This window comes from Pseudomonas sp. GW821-FHT03E01 (assembly GCF_059420765.1).
In genome coordinates, this window is the sequence record NZ_JBWKUI010000001.1 from 480108 (window position 1) to 495854 (window position 15747).

Annotated in this window: 11 protein-coding genes; 4 read left to right on the forward strand and 7 right to left on the reverse strand. The window is 56.0% G+C overall.

The features are described 5' to 3' along the window. Positions 1 to 27 precede the first annotated feature (27 nt). The 3 genes from AC07VO_RS02175 to AC07VO_RS02185 all read right to left on the reverse strand — a co-directional run bounded on the left by AC07VO_RS02175 (position 28) and on the right by AC07VO_RS02185 (position 2704). Positions 28 to 186 (reverse strand): DUF3309 family protein, encoded by a 159-nt coding sequence (locus AC07VO_RS02175; protein WP_105341824.1) that lies wholly within the window; start codon positions 184 to 186, stop codon positions 28 to 30. Between the two features lie 180 nt (positions 187 to 366). After that, a complete protein-coding gene (locus AC07VO_RS02180; RefSeq protein ID WP_008026537.1) occupies positions 367 to 567 on the reverse strand; it encodes a DUF1656 domain-containing protein in 201 nt (66 codons plus the stop codon). After that, positions 557 to 2704, reverse strand: coding sequence for an FUSC family protein (locus AC07VO_RS02185; RefSeq protein ID WP_192350581.1), 2148 nt, complete (start codon positions 2702 to 2704; stop codon positions 557 to 559). Before AC07VO_RS02185 ends, AC07VO_RS02180 begins: the two co-directional genes overlap by 11 nt. 210 nt (positions 2705 to 2914) lie before the next feature. On the opposite strand from AC07VO_RS02185, the gene AC07VO_RS02190 reads away from it, so the two are divergent. Beyond that, positions 2915 to 3814, forward strand: coding sequence for a bestrophin family protein (locus AC07VO_RS02190; RefSeq protein ID WP_018926025.1), 900 nt, complete (start codon positions 2915 to 2917; stop codon positions 3812 to 3814). Between the two features lie 76 nt (positions 3815 to 3890). After that, positions 3891 to 4946 (forward strand): tetratricopeptide repeat protein, encoded by a 1056-nt coding sequence (locus tag AC07VO_RS02195; RefSeq protein WP_192350583.1) that lies wholly within the window; start codon positions 3891 to 3893, stop codon positions 4944 to 4946. Positions 4947 to 5030: 84 nt separating this feature from the next. On the opposite strand, the gene AC07VO_RS02200 is transcribed toward AC07VO_RS02195, so the two are convergent. The 4 genes from AC07VO_RS02200 to AC07VO_RS02215 form a co-directional block, all read right to left on the reverse strand. Further along, positions 5031 to 5408 carry a response regulator gene (locus AC07VO_RS02200; RefSeq protein WP_018926027.1) on the reverse strand — a complete coding sequence of 126 codons (378 nt, stop codon included), beginning with the start codon at positions 5406 to 5408 and terminating at the stop codon, positions 5031 to 5033. A gap of 44 nt (positions 5409 to 5452) precedes the next feature. Then, positions 5453 to 6667, reverse strand: coding sequence for a hybrid sensor histidine kinase/response regulator (locus AC07VO_RS02205; RefSeq protein WP_018926028.1), 1215 nt, complete (start codon positions 6665 to 6667; stop codon positions 5453 to 5455). A 78-nt stretch (positions 6668 to 6745) separates the two neighbouring features. Next, positions 6746 to 7558 carry a CheR family methyltransferase gene (locus AC07VO_RS02210; RefSeq protein WP_018926029.1) on the reverse strand — a complete coding sequence of 271 codons (813 nt, stop codon included), beginning with the start codon at positions 7556 to 7558 and terminating at the stop codon, positions 6746 to 6748. Continuing rightward, a complete protein-coding gene (locus AC07VO_RS02215) occupies positions 7558 to 11049 on the reverse strand; it encodes a response regulator (protein ID WP_192350585.1) in 3492 nt (1163 codons plus the stop codon). The genes AC07VO_RS02210 and AC07VO_RS02215 overlap by 1 nt, the downstream gene beginning before the upstream one ends. Before the next feature lie 258 nt (positions 11050 to 11307). On the opposite strand from AC07VO_RS02215, the gene AC07VO_RS02220 reads away from it, so the two are divergent. Then, positions 11308 to 11670, forward strand: coding sequence for a response regulator (locus tag AC07VO_RS02220; RefSeq protein ID WP_018926031.1), 363 nt, complete (start codon positions 11308 to 11310; stop codon positions 11668 to 11670). Positions 11671 to 11870: 200 nt separating this feature from the next. Further along, complete coding sequence (locus AC07VO_RS02225) at positions 11871 to 15662, forward strand: M35 family metalloendopeptidase (protein ID WP_495007468.1); 3792 nt, start codon at positions 11871 to 11873, stop codon at positions 15660 to 15662. The last annotated feature ends 85 nt before the right edge of the window (positions 15663 to 15747 follow it).

Genomic DNA, 15747 nt, shown 5'->3' on the forward strand with positions numbered 1-15747 from the left:
TGTTCAGTCAAGCCCGGCGCCAGTCAATCAAAGCCGCCCCATTAGCAGCAGCACGATGACGATGATCACCACAATGCCCAACCCACCGCTTGGCCCGTATCCCCAGCTCCTGCTATGCGGCCAACTCGGGAACGCACCGATCAACAGCAGGATGAGAATAATTAACAGAATTGTGCCCAAGCTCATGGCTATCTCCTCGGACGCATGAAGAAACTGGCTGGTTGACTATCGCTCAAAGCGCGTCCAGCAATCTGACAGAGCCCAGATTGAGTGTATTCACAGGCACGAGTCTGTACGCCAACGCACAGAGTCCGCTCAGAAGCTGATGCGCGGTTCAACGTTAATGGCCCCAGTTGAAATTACAGCTCAGGCGCCCATCACCAGAATCAACGTTGCGCATACGCAGGCATACAACGCGCCTTCGAACAGGGCTTCATGCCAGACAAATCGCAATACCCCCAGGCGGCGCAAGGTCCAGTCCAACAGCAGAAAAATCGGCAAGGCCAGCAACAGCGCCTGGGCGATTGGCGGCAGATAGACGCCCCCCACTTCCAGATCAATGGGCAAGGGCTGGCACTCCTTCCTTGTCTGCGGGTTGAAAGTATTTGCGATGGCGCTCCAGAAACGACACCACGATCAACAACGCCACGCGCATCCTGAATACCGACCACAGGTGTTCATGTACGTCTAGATGCAAGTCGTCCATTTCATCGCCCAAGACATGCAAGCTTCCGAGCAACTGCACAAGGTCAACCCCGGGTCGCCCGGCGATCAATCGCCCTGTCTCTCGGACTGCCGCCAGCAAACGGTTCTGTTGTTGCGTACTCAACAACGCATTGCTCTGCCCCTGCTGCCTGAGCTGGTTCAATGCCACCCCCAGTGCCATGCACCCGAGGCTGACTTCGAACAGCTCGCGAGAGTGCTTGTCGCTGGTCGCCGGCAATAGTCCCAACATCATGGTCAGGCGATCGACCATACGGCTTTCAAACGCAAATTGCTGTTCATCGGTGGCCGGCGTCTTCAACAAAGCGTAGACCTGCTCGCAGCTTTCATTGAACAGCCGGCGCATTCGTAAATCGGGCCTGAACGGGAAGATCAAGGCATACACGCTGAGCGCCATCGCGGCCGCGCAGATATACGCACCGGCAAACTCGAACCACTGAATGGCATTGTTTTGGCCGATTCCTGCGTTTTGCGGCCCCAGCAACAGCATGGTCGTCAGTCCAAGACCAATGCCTGTGCCAGTGGTTGGCGGACTGGCCAGCCCCACCGCGACCGCGTACAGCAATGGCGTAAACAACAAGGCGAGCAACTCGAAGTCACTGATCATCGGCATCAGCATGAACAGATAGAACGCCGACACCACCAAGGCCAGACCCAGCCCCCTGGCAAAGCTTTGACTGGCCAGCAACGGTCGCGGAAAAGTCGCCATCAGCGAACAGAGAATCCCCACTACAATCATCCCGCCACGGGCCCCATCCCAAGCAGTCTCGATCCAGATCAGCCCCGCCACCAGCAACGCGGTAAATGCCCGGATTGCGTTCATTGCTGCCAACGTGAAGTCCAGATGCAACGGGTTGTCCTGGCCGCGGAACACGCAACTGGCTTCCCGTCCTTCCTGGATCGCGTCACTCAGTTCCAGAATCTGCCCCAGTTGCTCCAACATCCGTGCCTGCTCCCAGCGCAGTGCCCAGGCCAATGAACGCAGCGTGGCAGGCATCGTCTCGGTGAGTTGTTCGGCCTTGTAGGCCTGGTCATCGAAACGCTGTTGCAGCGTCAAAAAATGATGCCGCGCCTCAATCGACAATGAGCGACCTTGCACGGCCAGCTCATCAAGGAATGCCAGTTCCTCGCTGCGCAAACGCTGTATCTCTTCCGGCAGCGCGCCTTCCCAACGTTCGGTGAGTAATTGCCGCTGGTGACGCAAAGCCGTCAGCCGCGAAGTCAGCAGCACCAGTTGATTGCCAAGCAATTGCACCAGGCTATTGGAACTGCGCAACCGTGGTGCATCGAAGTACAAATGTCGACGCAGCCCTTCAAGGGCGCTGATCTCGCCCAACAGTTGCATTTGCCGCTTGTGGAAATCGGCCTCGCTTTCCTCGGTTCGAATCACCGCTGCCGCGTGAGTCGCGAGCAGTTTGATCACTTGATCGATCTTGGCGAAGTAACCCTTGGCCACCGCCTCCGGTCGCGCCGTCAGAAGGCTGACAACGCACACGCAGGCCACCGCCAGCAATGTTTCTGTCACGCGAGTGACTGCCAGCAGGAACGTACCCTCCTGATCGGGTTGCGCCAGCAGTGCCACCACCACCGCCGTGTAACCGCTCAGGACAAACGCTTGGGAACTGGTGTAGCGCAACAAGGTGCCGCCGGCGGTACACAGCGCCAACCACAAGGCCAGGGTGATGATGAAGGGCAGCGGCGCCTGGGGGAAAATGGCCATGATCAACACCGCGACTGCCGCGCCCAACGTGGTGCCGATGATCTGGCCGAAACTTCGGGCCAGGGCCATGCCGCCCAATGGCTGACTGACAATGATCACCGCCATGATCGACCACTTGGGCTGGTCGAGGTCGAACACAAAGGCCAGGTACAGCGTCAGCAACCCGGCCACGATGGTTCTCAGGGCAAACAGCAGCACCTCGCGTCCGGGGTTGAGAATCGCCTTGAAGTATTGAAGCAACGGTTGCATGAGTGCGCTCATCGAGTAGTCTCCTGCAAGCGTAGTCATTGCTTCCTTGCTTCGACGAGTTTCAATGTCGACAAGACCTGTAGGCCATTTCGCCGATGGACACGCCTGCGCTGATAGAGCCCGTCGATCACTTCGTCAGCCAAAGCGATTGGACAGGATCCCCCCATGCCCCTAGGCTGAAATCGCTGCGCATGCATCACTCTCTCTATAAAGCCCCTGCCCATGATTGTGCGTCCCAAGCCGAATCTGCTCGGCATGTTGTTTTCCCTTAAAGGCTCGATTGCCAAGCGCATTGCCTTGCGCAGTCTGTTGGTGACGCTGCTGGCGTCGGTAATCGTGCTGGTGGAGATCTGGCACCCGGCGTATTTCTCCAAGGTCAACGCCACGCCGTTCACCCTGCTGGGTCTGTCGTTGTCGATCTTCATGAGTTTTCGCAACAATGCCTGCTACGACCGCTGGTGGGAGGGCCGCAAGCATCTGGGGCAGTTGATCATCGAAGTGCGATCGTTGATTCGTCAAACCCAGGGGCTGATGGCGGCGGCCGAACGTGAACTTATGCTGCGTGAACTCTGCGGGTTCGCCCATGGCCTGATCGCCCGCCTGCGCGTTGAAAACGAGATGGGCGCCATCAAGCCGTGGACGCAGGATGCCGTGGACGCAGCGCATCCGAACATCACTGACGCGCTCTTGCAGCGGATTGGCGTCCGGTGCTCGGCACTTGCCGAGCGCGGCCAGATCAGCGAATGGCGTTACACCCAACTGGAAACGCGACTGGTCAGCCTCAGTCAGGTCCAGGCCAGTTGCGAACGCATCAAAAGTACGCCGCTGCCCTTCCCCTACACCCTGTTGCTGCACCGCACCATCTACCTGTTCTGCATCCTGTTGCCGTTCGCCATGGCCGAACCTCTTGGCTGGCTGACACCGGTGATTACCGCCATTGTCAGCTACACCTTTTTCGGCCTCGACGAAATCGGCGACGATCTGGAAGACCCGTTCGGCTTCGATGAGAACGATCTGCCGTGCAATGCGATTTTGCGCACGCTGGAGCGCGAAGTGCTGGCAGCGCTGGGGCAAACCGACTTGCCACCGGCCCTTGAGCCCGATGACTACGTGCTGAACTGAGCCAGGGTTTGACTCACAGCCCGGCCTGACCGAAGCTGGTGACCTTGTAAAAGCCTGTCAGCTCCCGGATTCCTGCATGCCTCAGTCCCGCCGCTATCTGCTCATCAGCCTCTGTGCACTGTTTGCCCTCGCCCTTGCCTGGTTTTTTTTGCGCAGCACGACGCCCGTGGTGCCGGAGGCAATTCGACGCGGCTACAGCGAAGCGCTGACCCAGGCACGCACGGGTCAACCGGGGGCGGCGCGGGTTCTTTACCAGCAATTGGGCCGCCCTGACCTGTCCGACAAACGCCGCGTTTGGCTGCATGCCGAACTGCCCAACTACCCCAGCCCGCAAGCCTTGAAACTGGCGGATGCGGACCTGCAACATCCATCGGCGGAGGTACGCATCGCGGCGATCAAAAGCATCAGCGGTTTAGTGCCCAATGGACAGCGAAGTCTGTTGCTCGGGCCCTTGCTCGATGACAGCGACCCAAGCGTCCGGTTTGCGGCGGTCAACGCCTTGCTGGGGCTGTCTCCGGATGAGCTGGGGTTGTATTTCGGCCCCCTGGAGCAAGCCATTGACGCTTGGGAGCAGGTCCTCAAGCAGCAGCCGGAAAGCGCCGACACCCAGTACCAACTGGCGCGCCTGCATTTGCATAATGCCGAACTGAAGGACGCGCAGCAGGCATTGGAGCGCACGTTGCAACTGGCGCCCGGCAACTTGCCGGCACTGGTGATGCAGATTGACGTGCTGGATCGACTGGGCCAAAGCGATGCCGCCCAGCAATTGTTGGCGAAGCAGTTAAAGGCCCAGCCCGATTCGGCCTACTTGCAACATGCGTTGGGGCTCTGGTTGCTGCATCACGGGCAAAGTGAGTTCGCCTTGCTCGGGCTGTCCAAAGCCGTGGAGCTTGAACCCGACAATAAGGATTACCGCTACGACCTGGCCACCACGTTGCATGGTGAACAAGAGCTGGAGGCCGCGCAGAAACAGCTGCAGGAAATCGTCCAGCGCCACCCGGCCGATCGCAAAGCGCGCGTGCTGTTGATCAACTATTGGAAGGAAAGCGGACAGTTGCAGAACGTACAGATCCTGTTGGCGCAGCTCGAGCAGCTCAATCCGGATGATCCGGCATTGCAGCAAGGGCTTTAATCAAGATCAAAAGATCGTCCGAACGCGGCCCGAGCCTTCGGCAGCCCCTAAAGGGGGCCGTACGACACAACCGTCGACGCAGCTTCAGGAGAGCATGTCCTGCATGATCTGTTGCAACACATCCAGATCGAATGGCTTGGCCAGGATCGGTGCCTTGCGGGTGATCGGGCTGTCGGTCTCGCGGATTTCCTGCGGGTAACCGCTGATGAAGATCACCTTGAGTTCCGGTCGCAGCTTCACGGCTGGTTCGGCGATTTGCACGCCAGAAATCCCGCCAGGCAGGCGGAAATCGGTGATCATCATGTCCAGGTTTGGTTTGCTCGCCAGGATCTCAAAGGCCTGCTCACCATTTTCGGCTTGCAGCACCCGGTAACCTTCACCCGACAAATAAGCGGACAGCACCATCAAAATCGAAGGGTCATCTTCAACGATCAGTACCACGTCTTGTGCATCTTCACTCATGGAAAACCTTTGTTCGGTCAATAGCTGCTGATACGACCATGTGGTCAATCAGAGGTTGCGTTCATCGGGCTGTTTTCCTGCAGCGGCAGACAAACGCGAAACAAGGCGCCTTCGCCAATCCGGCTCTCGACGGTAATGGAGCCACCATGGGCGGCGACAATCTGCTGCGAAATAAACAACCCCAGGCCCAGCCCCGCCACCACGGCCCTGGTGGAAACCCGCTCGAACTGCTGAAAAATGCGCTGTTGATTCTCTACACCGATCCCGATACCGCGATCCTGAACCTCAACCCGCGCTTGCCCGTGGTGATTGTACACGCGAACGTCGATCGCGCTCTTGGCACCATAGCGCAACGCATTAGTCAGCAGATTGCAAATCACTTGTTCGATACGAAACTCGTCCCAGTCGCCCATCACGGGCTGGTCGGCGATCAAGCTGACTGACGACTCTGCGGCCTCAACCTGCGGTGCGAAGTTCTGCAAAAGATTGTGCACCAGTTGCACCAGGTCAAACCGACTGGGGCGGATAGACAGCTTGCCGGTGCGGATCCGCGACACATCAAGCATGTCTTCGATCAGGCGGATCAAGCTTTTGATCTGCCGTTCGTCGCGCTCGACCATGGCGTGCATTTTGTCCAGGGTGAACGCCGCGGCGTTATCCCGGGCCAGGTGCATTTTGCGCAACTGGGTTTCGAGGATCAGGCCATTGAGCGGTGTACGGACTTCATGCGCAACGATGGACATGAAGTCATCGCGCATGCGCACCGCCTGCTTCAGTTCTTTCTGGGTGTTCTGCAACTGTTCGAGCAACGCCCCCTGTTCGCGGCGACTTTGCTCCAGGGCTTCGACCTGTTGCTTCATCGCCTTGCTCTGGCGATACAGATCGACGAAGACATTGACCTTGCTCTTGACCGCGTGAACATCCAGCGGCTTGTGCAGAAAGTCCACGGCTCCGCTTTCGTAGCCCTTGAATGCGTAGTTGAGATCACGGCCAGCGGCACTGACGAACACAATCGGGATGCTTTTGGTTTTTTCCGTGCCGCGCATCAACTCGGCCAACTCAAAGCCGTTCATGCCGGGCATCTGCACATCGAGAATGGCCAGCGCGAATTCGTGCTGCAACAACAACGACAAGGCTTCGTCGGCGGACAAGGCCTTGTAGACGATGAGGTCCTGCCGCTTGATCAACGCCTCAAGCGCCAGCAGGTTCTCCGGCAGGTCGTCGACGATCAGCAATTTGGCCTGGATGTTACTTAGCATGGGATTTGTTCCCGCTCGACACGAAGACGGCCGAAGCGCCGATCACGATAGCTTCTACACAAGGAATACCTGCACGGTTCATGATTTGCGGTAGATCCTTTCTTGTTTGACCAACGGCTCAAACTGATTGCCATAGGCCGAAAAATCCAGGGTTTCCTTGCTGCCCAGTGCCAGAAAGCCCCGATGACACAAAGATTCGTGAAACAAGCCGAACGTTCGATCCTGAAGCTTTTTGTTGAAGTAAATCAGCACATTACGACACGAAATCAATTGAGTTTCGGAGAATACGCTATCAGTGGCCAGGCTGTGATCGGCGAACGTTACGTTGTCGCACAGGCTCTTGTCGAAAATCGCGTAGTCATAAGCCGCCGTGTAGTAATCGGCGAACGAACGCTGACCACCGGCCTGCTGATAATTGTGAGTGTAGGCCCGAACATTCTGCAGGGAGAAAATCCCCTGCCTGGCTTTATCCAGCGAGCGCGGGTTGATGTCGGTGGCGTAGATGATGGTGCGCTCCAGCAAGCCTTCTTCGCGCAGCAGGATCGCCATCGAATAGACCTCTTCGCCGGTGCTGCAACCAGCAATCCAGACCTTGATCGACGGATAGGTCTTGAGCAGCGGCACCACTTCCTGACGCAGCGCCAGGAAGTGCGAAGGGTCGCGAAACATTTCGCTGACCGGAATCGTCAGCAATTGCAGCAGCTGCATGAACGCGGTTGGGTCGTGCAGGACCTTCTCTTGCAGCGCCGAGATGGTATTGCACTCGAATTGGCTCAATGCATGGTTGACCCGACGCTTGATCGACGCGCCGGAGTAATCGCGAAAATCGTAGCTGTATTTGAGGTAGATCGCTTCGATCAACAACCTCAGTTCGATTTCGCTGCGCTCCATTAGAGGCGTTCCATCTTCGGTAACCACACACGAATCAGCGAGAACAGGCGATCCAGGTCGATGGGCTTGGCCAGGTAGTCGTTGGAGCCGGCCTGCAAGCAGCGCTCCTGATCGTCCTTCATCGCCTTGGCCGTCACCGCAATGATCGGCAGCTTGCGCCAGCGCAGATCCTTGCGGATTTCCAGAGTGGCTTCGAAACCATCCATTTCCGGCATCATCACGTCCATCAGCACCAGGTCGATGTCCTCGACTTCATTTAATCGCTCAATTGCTTCACGACCGTTACGGCCAATCACCACCACCGCACCCTTCTGCTCCAGCGCACTGGTCAGGGCGAAGATATTGCGTACATCGTCGTCCACCAGCAGCACTTTGCGCCCCTCGAACACCTTGTCGCGGCTGCGGGCGGTCTTGAGCATGGTCTGGCGTTCATGGGATAAGCGGGATTCGACCTTGTGCAGGAAGAGTGTCACTTCATCCAGCAACCGCTCGGGCGAACGCGCGCCCTTGATGATGATCGAGCGCGAATACTTGCGCAGCTCGGCCTCTTCGTCCCGGGTCAGGTTGCGTCCGGTATAGACGATCACCGGTGGAAACGAGCAGATATCCTCGCAGGACATGCGCTTGAGCAAGTCGTTGCCAAGCATGTCCGGCAGTTTCAGGTCGATGATCATGCAGTCGAAAATCGTGGTGCGCAGCAAATCGAGTGCATCCTGCGCCAGGCCGACGGCAGTGATTTCGACGTCCTCGTCGCCGATCAATCGGGCGATGCTGTCACGCTGCAGATCGTCGTCTTCGACCAGCAATATGCGTTTGACCTTCTGGGTCAGTTTGGCTTCGAGGCGGGCAAACACCTCCTTGAGCTCCTCGCGCGTAGTCGGTTTGACCGCGTAACCGATGGCGCCCATGTGCATGGCGGCCTCGACACGGTCTTCGACCGAGATCACATGCACGGGAATGTGCCGGGTTTCGGCTTGCTCTTTCAGGCGCTGCAACACCGTCAGCCCGGAATGATCCGGCAGGCGCATGTCCAGCAGGATCGCGTCGGGGATGAATTGCCTGGCCAGGTCGTAGCCTTCATCGGCGCCGTAGGCCACCAGGCACTGATAACCCAGTTCATGGGCCAGATCGTAGAGGATGTGCGCAAAGTCCGGCTCATCTTCCACCACCAGGATGCAACGAGTGGCGAACGGCGCCCCGTAGCGATCATCATCGAAACGCGCGATTTCGACCTCGGCAACCAGCGGCACAGGCGCGGTAACCACGATGGCTTGCGGCATGGTCACCGGCGTAGCTTTCATCGTTTCGACAGGCGCATCGCCCGGTTCGATGTAGTGCTGCGGCAACACCAGGGTGAACACACTGCCCTGCCCCGGCGTGCTGGTCAGGCTGACGGAGCCGCCCAGCAAGGTGGCCAGATCACGAGAAATCGACAGGCCCAGGCCGGTTCCGCCGTAACGACGGTTAGTAGTGCCGTCGGCCTGACGGAAGGCTTCAAAAATGCTGTCCTGATGATCCGGCGCAATGCCGATCCCGGTATCACGGACGATAAAGGCGATGCCCTCGCCTGGCTGAGCCGCGACAATCAGGCTGACTGTGCCCTTTTCGGTGAACTTCACCGCGTTGGACAACAGGTTCTTGATCACTTGCTCCAGGCGCTGGCGATCGGTGAACAGCATCAGCGGTGCGTCAGCACGCAATTCGACTTCAAAATCCAGTTTCTTGTCCGCGGCCAACGGCTCGAACATTCCTCGCAGGCCTTCCACCAGGCGCGCAACGCTGGTGTTCTCCGGACGCACCTCAAGCTTGCCGGCCTCAACCTTGGAAATGTCGAGAATGTCGTTGATCAGGTTGAGCAAGTCGTTGCCGGCGGAATAGATCGACTCGGCGAACTTGACCTGCTCGGCGCTGAGGTTTTCCTGCGGGTTTTCCGCCAGCAATTTCGCCAGAATCAACGAACTGTTCAGCGGCGTGCGCAATTCGTGGGACATGTTGGCAAGGAATTCGGATTTGTACTTGCTGGCACGCTGCAATTCTTCGGCGCGGGCCTCGAGCTCAAGCTGGGCCTGATTCAGCTGGCTGTTCTTCAGGTCCATGGCATCGCGTTGCTCGGCCAGGATCTGCGCCTGTTCGGCGAGTTGCTCGTTGGTTTGCTCCAGCTCGATCTGCTGGGTTTCCAGGTGAGCCTGGGACTCCTTGAGAACCCGCGACTGCTCTTCCAGCTCTTCATTGGCGCTCTTGAGTTCTTCTTGCTGAACCTGCAACTCTTCATTGAGTTGCTGGGTTTCGGCCAGCACTTCCTGTAAGCGCTGGCGATAGCGCGCCGCTTCGATCGAGGTGCCGATGTTGCCGGCAACCAGTTCGAGCAACTCGATGTCACGATCTGTCAGCGGTCGCAGGAAACCGAGTTCGATCACCCCGTTGACGCGATCGTCATCGCTGGTCGGCACCGCCAGTACACTGCGTGGTAAACCTTCGCCCAGGCCGGAGCTGACTTTGAAGTAGTCCCCTGGCACCTCATCAAGACGAATCAGGCGCGCCTGTTGCGCCACCTGGCCGACAATCCCTTCGCCATTGTAAATCTGCTGCTCAAGTGCTTCCTGTTCCCGGGAGAAACCGTAAGACGCGATGCGCTTCAGGCCACCATGCTCCTCACGGACATAGATCGCCGCGACGGCGCTGCCCAGGTATTGCGCGCAGAACTGCAGGATATTGCGGCCCAACAGATTGAGCGATAACTGCCCCAGGACTTGCTCGGCCAGTTCGGTCTGGCCATTGCGCAACCAGGCCTGCTGTTCCAGACGCCGGGCGCTGGCCTGTTGCGCGGCGAGGTTGACGCTGTAGCTGCGGGACAGATTGAGTAGATCCCGGCGGCCGACATAGGCCAGCAATCCGCTGATACCGGCTACGAACAACAGATAAAGGGCGATGCTCCAGATTGTGGCGCTTCGCACTTCTTCATTGCGCGTGGCACGCAACTGCTGCTCCATGTCGATCACGTCTTCGAATTGCTTGCGGATCTCATCGGTCAACCGTTTGCCGCGCCCGACCTTGACGACGCTGCGGTAATCACCGCCTGCGCGCTGCAAATCGATTATCGATTGCGCGTAATTGGCCCATTCCGTCTGCAAGGCCTGGAGCCGGTGCAGGCGGTCGGTTTGCACCGAATTGTCCGCGGTCAGTTCGAGCAAGGTATTGAGGGCGACCGTTATTCTTGGCTTGGCCGTCTCATAGGGCTCGAGAAATTGCTCGTCGCCACTGAGCAGGAAACCGCGCATACCGGTTTCCAGATCGACGGTCAGTTTTACCGCTTCATTGGCATTATTGATCACCCGGTCCGAGTGCTGGACCCACTGGATCACCGACAGCAGATAGGTGATCAGCAAGACAAAGAACGCCGCGCTGATGACACCGACACCCAACGGCAGGCTGACGTTGCGGCTCAGGAGTTTACGGAATCGTTGCTCATCAACCGCAGGCGCAGAGGTCATGGGAAGCCTTGTCGAACTGTTGGATGCCATCGAGTCTGCCCCAAATCGGCCGAGGGGATCCATTTTTCTGACACGTTTTTCGGCAATACCCTGCATTTCACTGCTCCGGCGCAAAGGAGCGGTTATTCTTCGCGGCTCTTGTGCGGCTATTGTTCTTTGTAACGCCTCGGGAACTTGTCGTGATCCGTCCCATACTCATGCAAGAGCCCGGCGATTTCGATCGACGCTATCGTAAATCCAACCTTTGAGAGCCCCACTATGTCCACCAACACATCCACCATCCTGGTCGTCGAAGACGATGCCATCGTGCGCACGCTGATCGTCGATGTGCTGGAGGAACTGGAATACCGGGTACTTGAGGCCGATGGCTGTGAAGAGGCGCTGGATTTCATCAACGATGAGGACCAGCACATCGACCTGCTGATGACCGATGTGGGGCTGCCGGTCATGGACGGCCGGGAATTGGCGAAACAGGCACGCCTGCTGCGCCCCGAGTTGCCGATCCTGTTCGCCAGCGGTTATGCCGAAAGCATCGAGGTGCCTGACGGCATGCATGTGATCGGCAAGCCGTTCTCGATTGATCAACTGCGGGATAAGGTCAAGGACATACTTGAAGTGTAACTAAGCGCTTAAGCCGCACCGAGCACCTGCTCCTGAAAAGAGCGGTGCTTTTTAGTTTTTCCGCAACGGAACAGTCCGCGCCCTCAACAACTTTATGACCCCATCTGAAACAAGCACTAATACAATGCCAGTTGCCCAATAACTTAAACTAAAAGAGGATCCCCACACCTTTAAGCAACAACCAGTAGAAGGAACTACTAATGGACCAACAGCACACAGCTGTGAATTATAATTTGCAACTATCCAACCCTCAAGACATCACCCCTCGACTTAAACAAGGCATTGAGAGCGATAAAATCGAGCGAGGCGAAATCATCGCACAGCTTAAAAAGGCTATTTCCGGAAAAGAAAACAATGAGCAGATAGACTGGGAAGAGCTATTCATTACAGTGACCGAAGGTTCTTCGTTCGAACAGGCGCTGCGCCCCGGCGCTGTCATGTTACAGAGCATGATCGACAAGCCCGCCTTTAAAGAAGTGCTCGCCTACTATTCCGTCCATCCCGATGCTTCGTTCTATGTTGTCGATGCAGGTCACATCATCGCCTCCCATAATGGCCGCGAAATACGATTGACCGCAAAGACCAAACTTGATCCGGACCTCAATGATGATTTGGTTGCAATCGCGGATATTGCAGCAACCATCGACAGAGTGGTGTTCTTCGACAATCGGCTGGGTGTTGCTCAATGGATCACATTCCACGAATACGAACTGCCCGAAGATGTAAAACGCATAAAAAACCTGATCAAACATCTAGAGTTTGACTACCACCCTTCCCCTGCATTGGGTAACTACTGGGAAGCCATCACGAGCAGTGAGGACAGGGCTTTGGTGTTGTCGGCGGATGACAGGCAAACAATTCGTACCTTGACCGCTCAGCACATCGGCGGACGCGGAAAACTGCTGGTGGACCTGTGTAGCATTGCATTGGGAAATCGTTCGAAAACAGCAAACCGATTGAATTGCCGCGAACTGCTGCATGAATTGGGTGTACACCCCTATTTCAAAAGCTGGTCCGAAAGTTACTTAAAAGCGCTTGACTGGTACGGATCCAAATCAGGTGAGTCCGTCTCAGAGTTGAACCTCGAGCAGGTGCTCATGACTGCAATTATTCTCGACATTTACCCGGACGCGGGAGGCGACGAGCGTCGAAATCACATCGCGGGTTACAACCTTTATGCACCTGAAAACATAGAGAAATCGGTTCCAGAGGTTTTCACTGAACTGGAACGGCATCTTGAGAATGAGCATGACATTCCTTCTAACACCAGTACGCTCGCCGCCTACTTGCTGCTGGCAGGCAGGGCACCCGAATTTCTGGTAAGAAATCTGCCCGAATCATTGCGACTGGGCACCCCCGAATGGATTACGTTCTGTCGGGGTGTTGCCATAGCAGAAGCCAACGCTTGCGGCTCCGTGCTTTCCATGACATTTGCAAACGTCATGCAACTTGAAGCGATTGAGCCAGTCAACAACGAGCAGGAAATTCTGCACAGCGTGCTATCAGTAGACCCGATTATTGACTGGGCGCTGTTGAACAACGTGATTACTCTTGAGCAGGTGATCAGTGACTATAAAGGTTCTGGTGATCGTGCCATTGAGGCTTATCAGACCTTTGCGGATGCCTATTCGCAAGCAGTCGCCACGTTATCGACCCCACTGCCCAGCCGAAAAGCGATTTCCCGGGAGATACTTGAGCAGATCGTGCCGGACTGCGATTTCATCGACGAAAAAATACTGTTCGAGAAACAACGGGGTTGGCACGAGTTCAACAATTTCGAGCCGTTAGCCATGTCCATGGTAGAGCTCAACATGTCCAACCATCTGGGGACACTGAACTGGGATTTGAAAAGAAGCCCTAGTCTCTACCAGAGATTTCCGCACCTTGTGCCTAATCTGGTCTCTACGGAGGGGATTTTCAAACGTCGTTTTGACCAGGCTTATGCGCCATTGGAAAAAGCGATGGCCAGTATTGTCAAGCTGGCTTTGTCGGCGTTACCGCCGGCTGACCGGGTTCGTTTGCTGTGCGGTGAAGTCACTTTCTTCACTATCCGGCCCTCGGTTGCCATCATCCAGCCTCCCGATTTGTTTCCTCAGGAAAAACAGAAAGCCAAAGATGAAGCCACGGGTCGCTATGGCGTCGTGATGTGCTCGAAATATGAAGGCCGGTTGTATTGTTATGAACTGTTCACCTTGCACGGTGAATGCAGGGAGAACCCTCAACTGGCAGCACTTGTGCAAAAAGAAGGTCTGCTGGCACAACCTGCGAGACTGGACTTTACCGATCACATCAACAGTTTGAGCAAAGCCGAAAAAATCCACAATTTGCCAACTGATATAGAGAGCTATACCCATGGAGTTCCACCCGGCAACACCCGGTCCAGTCATGGGGTAATTGAAAAACTGGGATCATTGAACGCATCGGTAAAAACAACACGCACTATTAAGCCTGGTTATTATGAGAGCTATCAAAGCGAAGAATTCAGCCCCCTGACAAATTTCATTTTGAAGCATCGCCCCCTCTGGACGTATGACGAACTGATAGAAGACGCACGGGGCCGAACAGAACTGGAGCAAAGACACTCAAAGGAAGAACAACAATTCGAGACATTCATTAATATTATTGTGCCTTTTAAATCCTGCATCGAAGACTTCTTCTCCGACGATCCGGACCGTAACAGGGGCAGTACGTTGTCCTGCACGCTTGAACTAGCGATGACCGTTTTGCTGGTTGTTGGCGTCGCCGCAAAAGCCGCTAGCGTTGCGGCAAAGGCCGTTTCCACGGCCTCGAAGACCAGAGCGCTAGCCAAGTTGGGCCTAGGGTTTCTCCACTCTGTGTTCAACCCGCTGGACGGTACGCAAGAGCTGATCCTGGGCGTCGGAAAGTATTTAAAGAAAGGTGTATTGGGTATCAGTCGGGCTGGCTTGAACTCTTTGGAAAGTGCAACCCATCAACTTCGAAGACTGACCGGCAGTGCTGACGCTTATGACTTGATCAAAGCGGCGCAACGAACTGATATCGGACAAGGAACCTGGCGTCCGCTGGGTAGCTCTGGAGATTCTTTCGTCGTGTCTGCGGTCCGCATGCAGGATGACTGGTACGCTCTCAACCGGCTGGGGCAGCCGTGGGGAAAGAAACTCAAAAACTTCGACTTGAGTTTCAAGTCCTACGTTCGCAAGAAACTCCTGCCGGATAGCTTCGTCTCCGCCTATGTCAAAAGAAGCTTACCGATCGCCCAGACAAAAATTGACACCGCACTGCATCAACTGGTGGCGAACAGTGCTGATTTCGAAGTAAAAGCAGTAATAAAGTATTTCTTCGGCAACAGTTCCGCTCAAACTGTTGAGCACCTGACCGAAGCATTACGCAAAATGAAAAAAGACCTCAATCACATCTCCCTGAAGAACATAGATATTGTAAAAAAACCTTCGGACGGCGCGCTGGCGGCAATGCTTCCCGAGACCTTCGCGCGATGGAAAGCAGCGAATTACCCTGCCGATTCAGTTAACAGTCGATTCATTAAGATCTACTCGGACAATATGACTGACTTTTTCCAAAAGGAAAGGTTCGACAGAGGACGGATCGCTGATGGCGTGGTGCATGAGATGTCTCATGGCTCACAACGTACGATTGACCTGATGTATGGCAACCCGGATCCCGCATTTGGTAAGGCCGGCGATGTCGATGTGACTCAGTTGATGAATCTGGCGAAGCATCCGGAAGGATTAGATCCTTTCACATTGCGGGATGCCGATCACAAGGGGTTCCGTGAGTTTAACCAGCTTAAAAAAGACTTGCCCAAGATCGTTGCCGAGGCTCCTGCACTCCTGAACGCCGACTCTTACGCCCTGGCTATTGGCTTGCTGAATCAACGATCGGCCAATTACCCGCGCTTTCTCGAAAACCTGGGCCGGATGAGGAGCAAGTTCGACACCGCAACCGGTAAGCACATCACGGAGGCTGTGATCATTAATCTGTCTACACTCGCCTAGATGCCTGGAACAGAAAATCTCTGTCAACGGGGGCGCTGACCTCCCGTCGACTCAAGTAAACGGCCGCAAACTCACAGGAATCGCC

Excerpts from the sequence above, each read along its gene's own strand:
- AC07VO_RS02175 (WP_105341824.1), bottom strand. The coding sequence starts at position 186 with ATGAGCTTGGGCACAATTCTGTTAATTATTCTCATCCTGCTGTTGATC.
- AC07VO_RS02185 (WP_192350581.1), bottom strand. The coding sequence starts at position 2,704 with ATGAGCGCACTCATGCAACCGTTGCTTCAATACTTCAAGGCGATTCTC.
- AC07VO_RS02190 (WP_018926025.1), top strand. The coding sequence starts at position 2,915 with ATGATTGTGCGTCCCAAGCCGAATCTGCTCGGCATGTTGTTTTCCCTT.
- AC07VO_RS02195 (WP_192350583.1), top strand. The coding sequence starts at position 3,891 with ATGCCTCAGTCCCGCCGCTATCTGCTCATCAGCCTCTGTGCACTGTTT.
- AC07VO_RS02200 (WP_018926027.1), bottom strand. The coding sequence starts at position 5,408 with ATGAGTGAAGATGCACAAGACGTGGTACTGATCGTTGAAGATGACCCT.
- AC07VO_RS02205 (WP_018926028.1), bottom strand. The coding sequence starts at position 6,667 with ATGCTAAGTAACATCCAGGCCAAATTGCTGATCGTCGACGACCTGCCG.
- AC07VO_RS02210 (WP_018926029.1), bottom strand. The coding sequence starts at position 7,558 with ATGGAGCGCAGCGAAATCGAACTGAGGTTGTTGATCGAAGCGATCTAC.
- AC07VO_RS02215 (WP_192350585.1), bottom strand. The coding sequence starts at position 11,049 with ATGACCTCTGCGCCTGCGGTTGATGAGCAACGATTCCGTAAACTCCTG.
- AC07VO_RS02220 (WP_018926031.1), top strand. The coding sequence starts at position 11,308 with ATGTCCACCAACACATCCACCATCCTGGTCGTCGAAGACGATGCCATC.
- AC07VO_RS02225 (WP_495007468.1), top strand. The coding sequence starts at position 11,871 with ATGGACCAACAGCACACAGCTGTGAATTATAATTTGCAACTATCCAAC.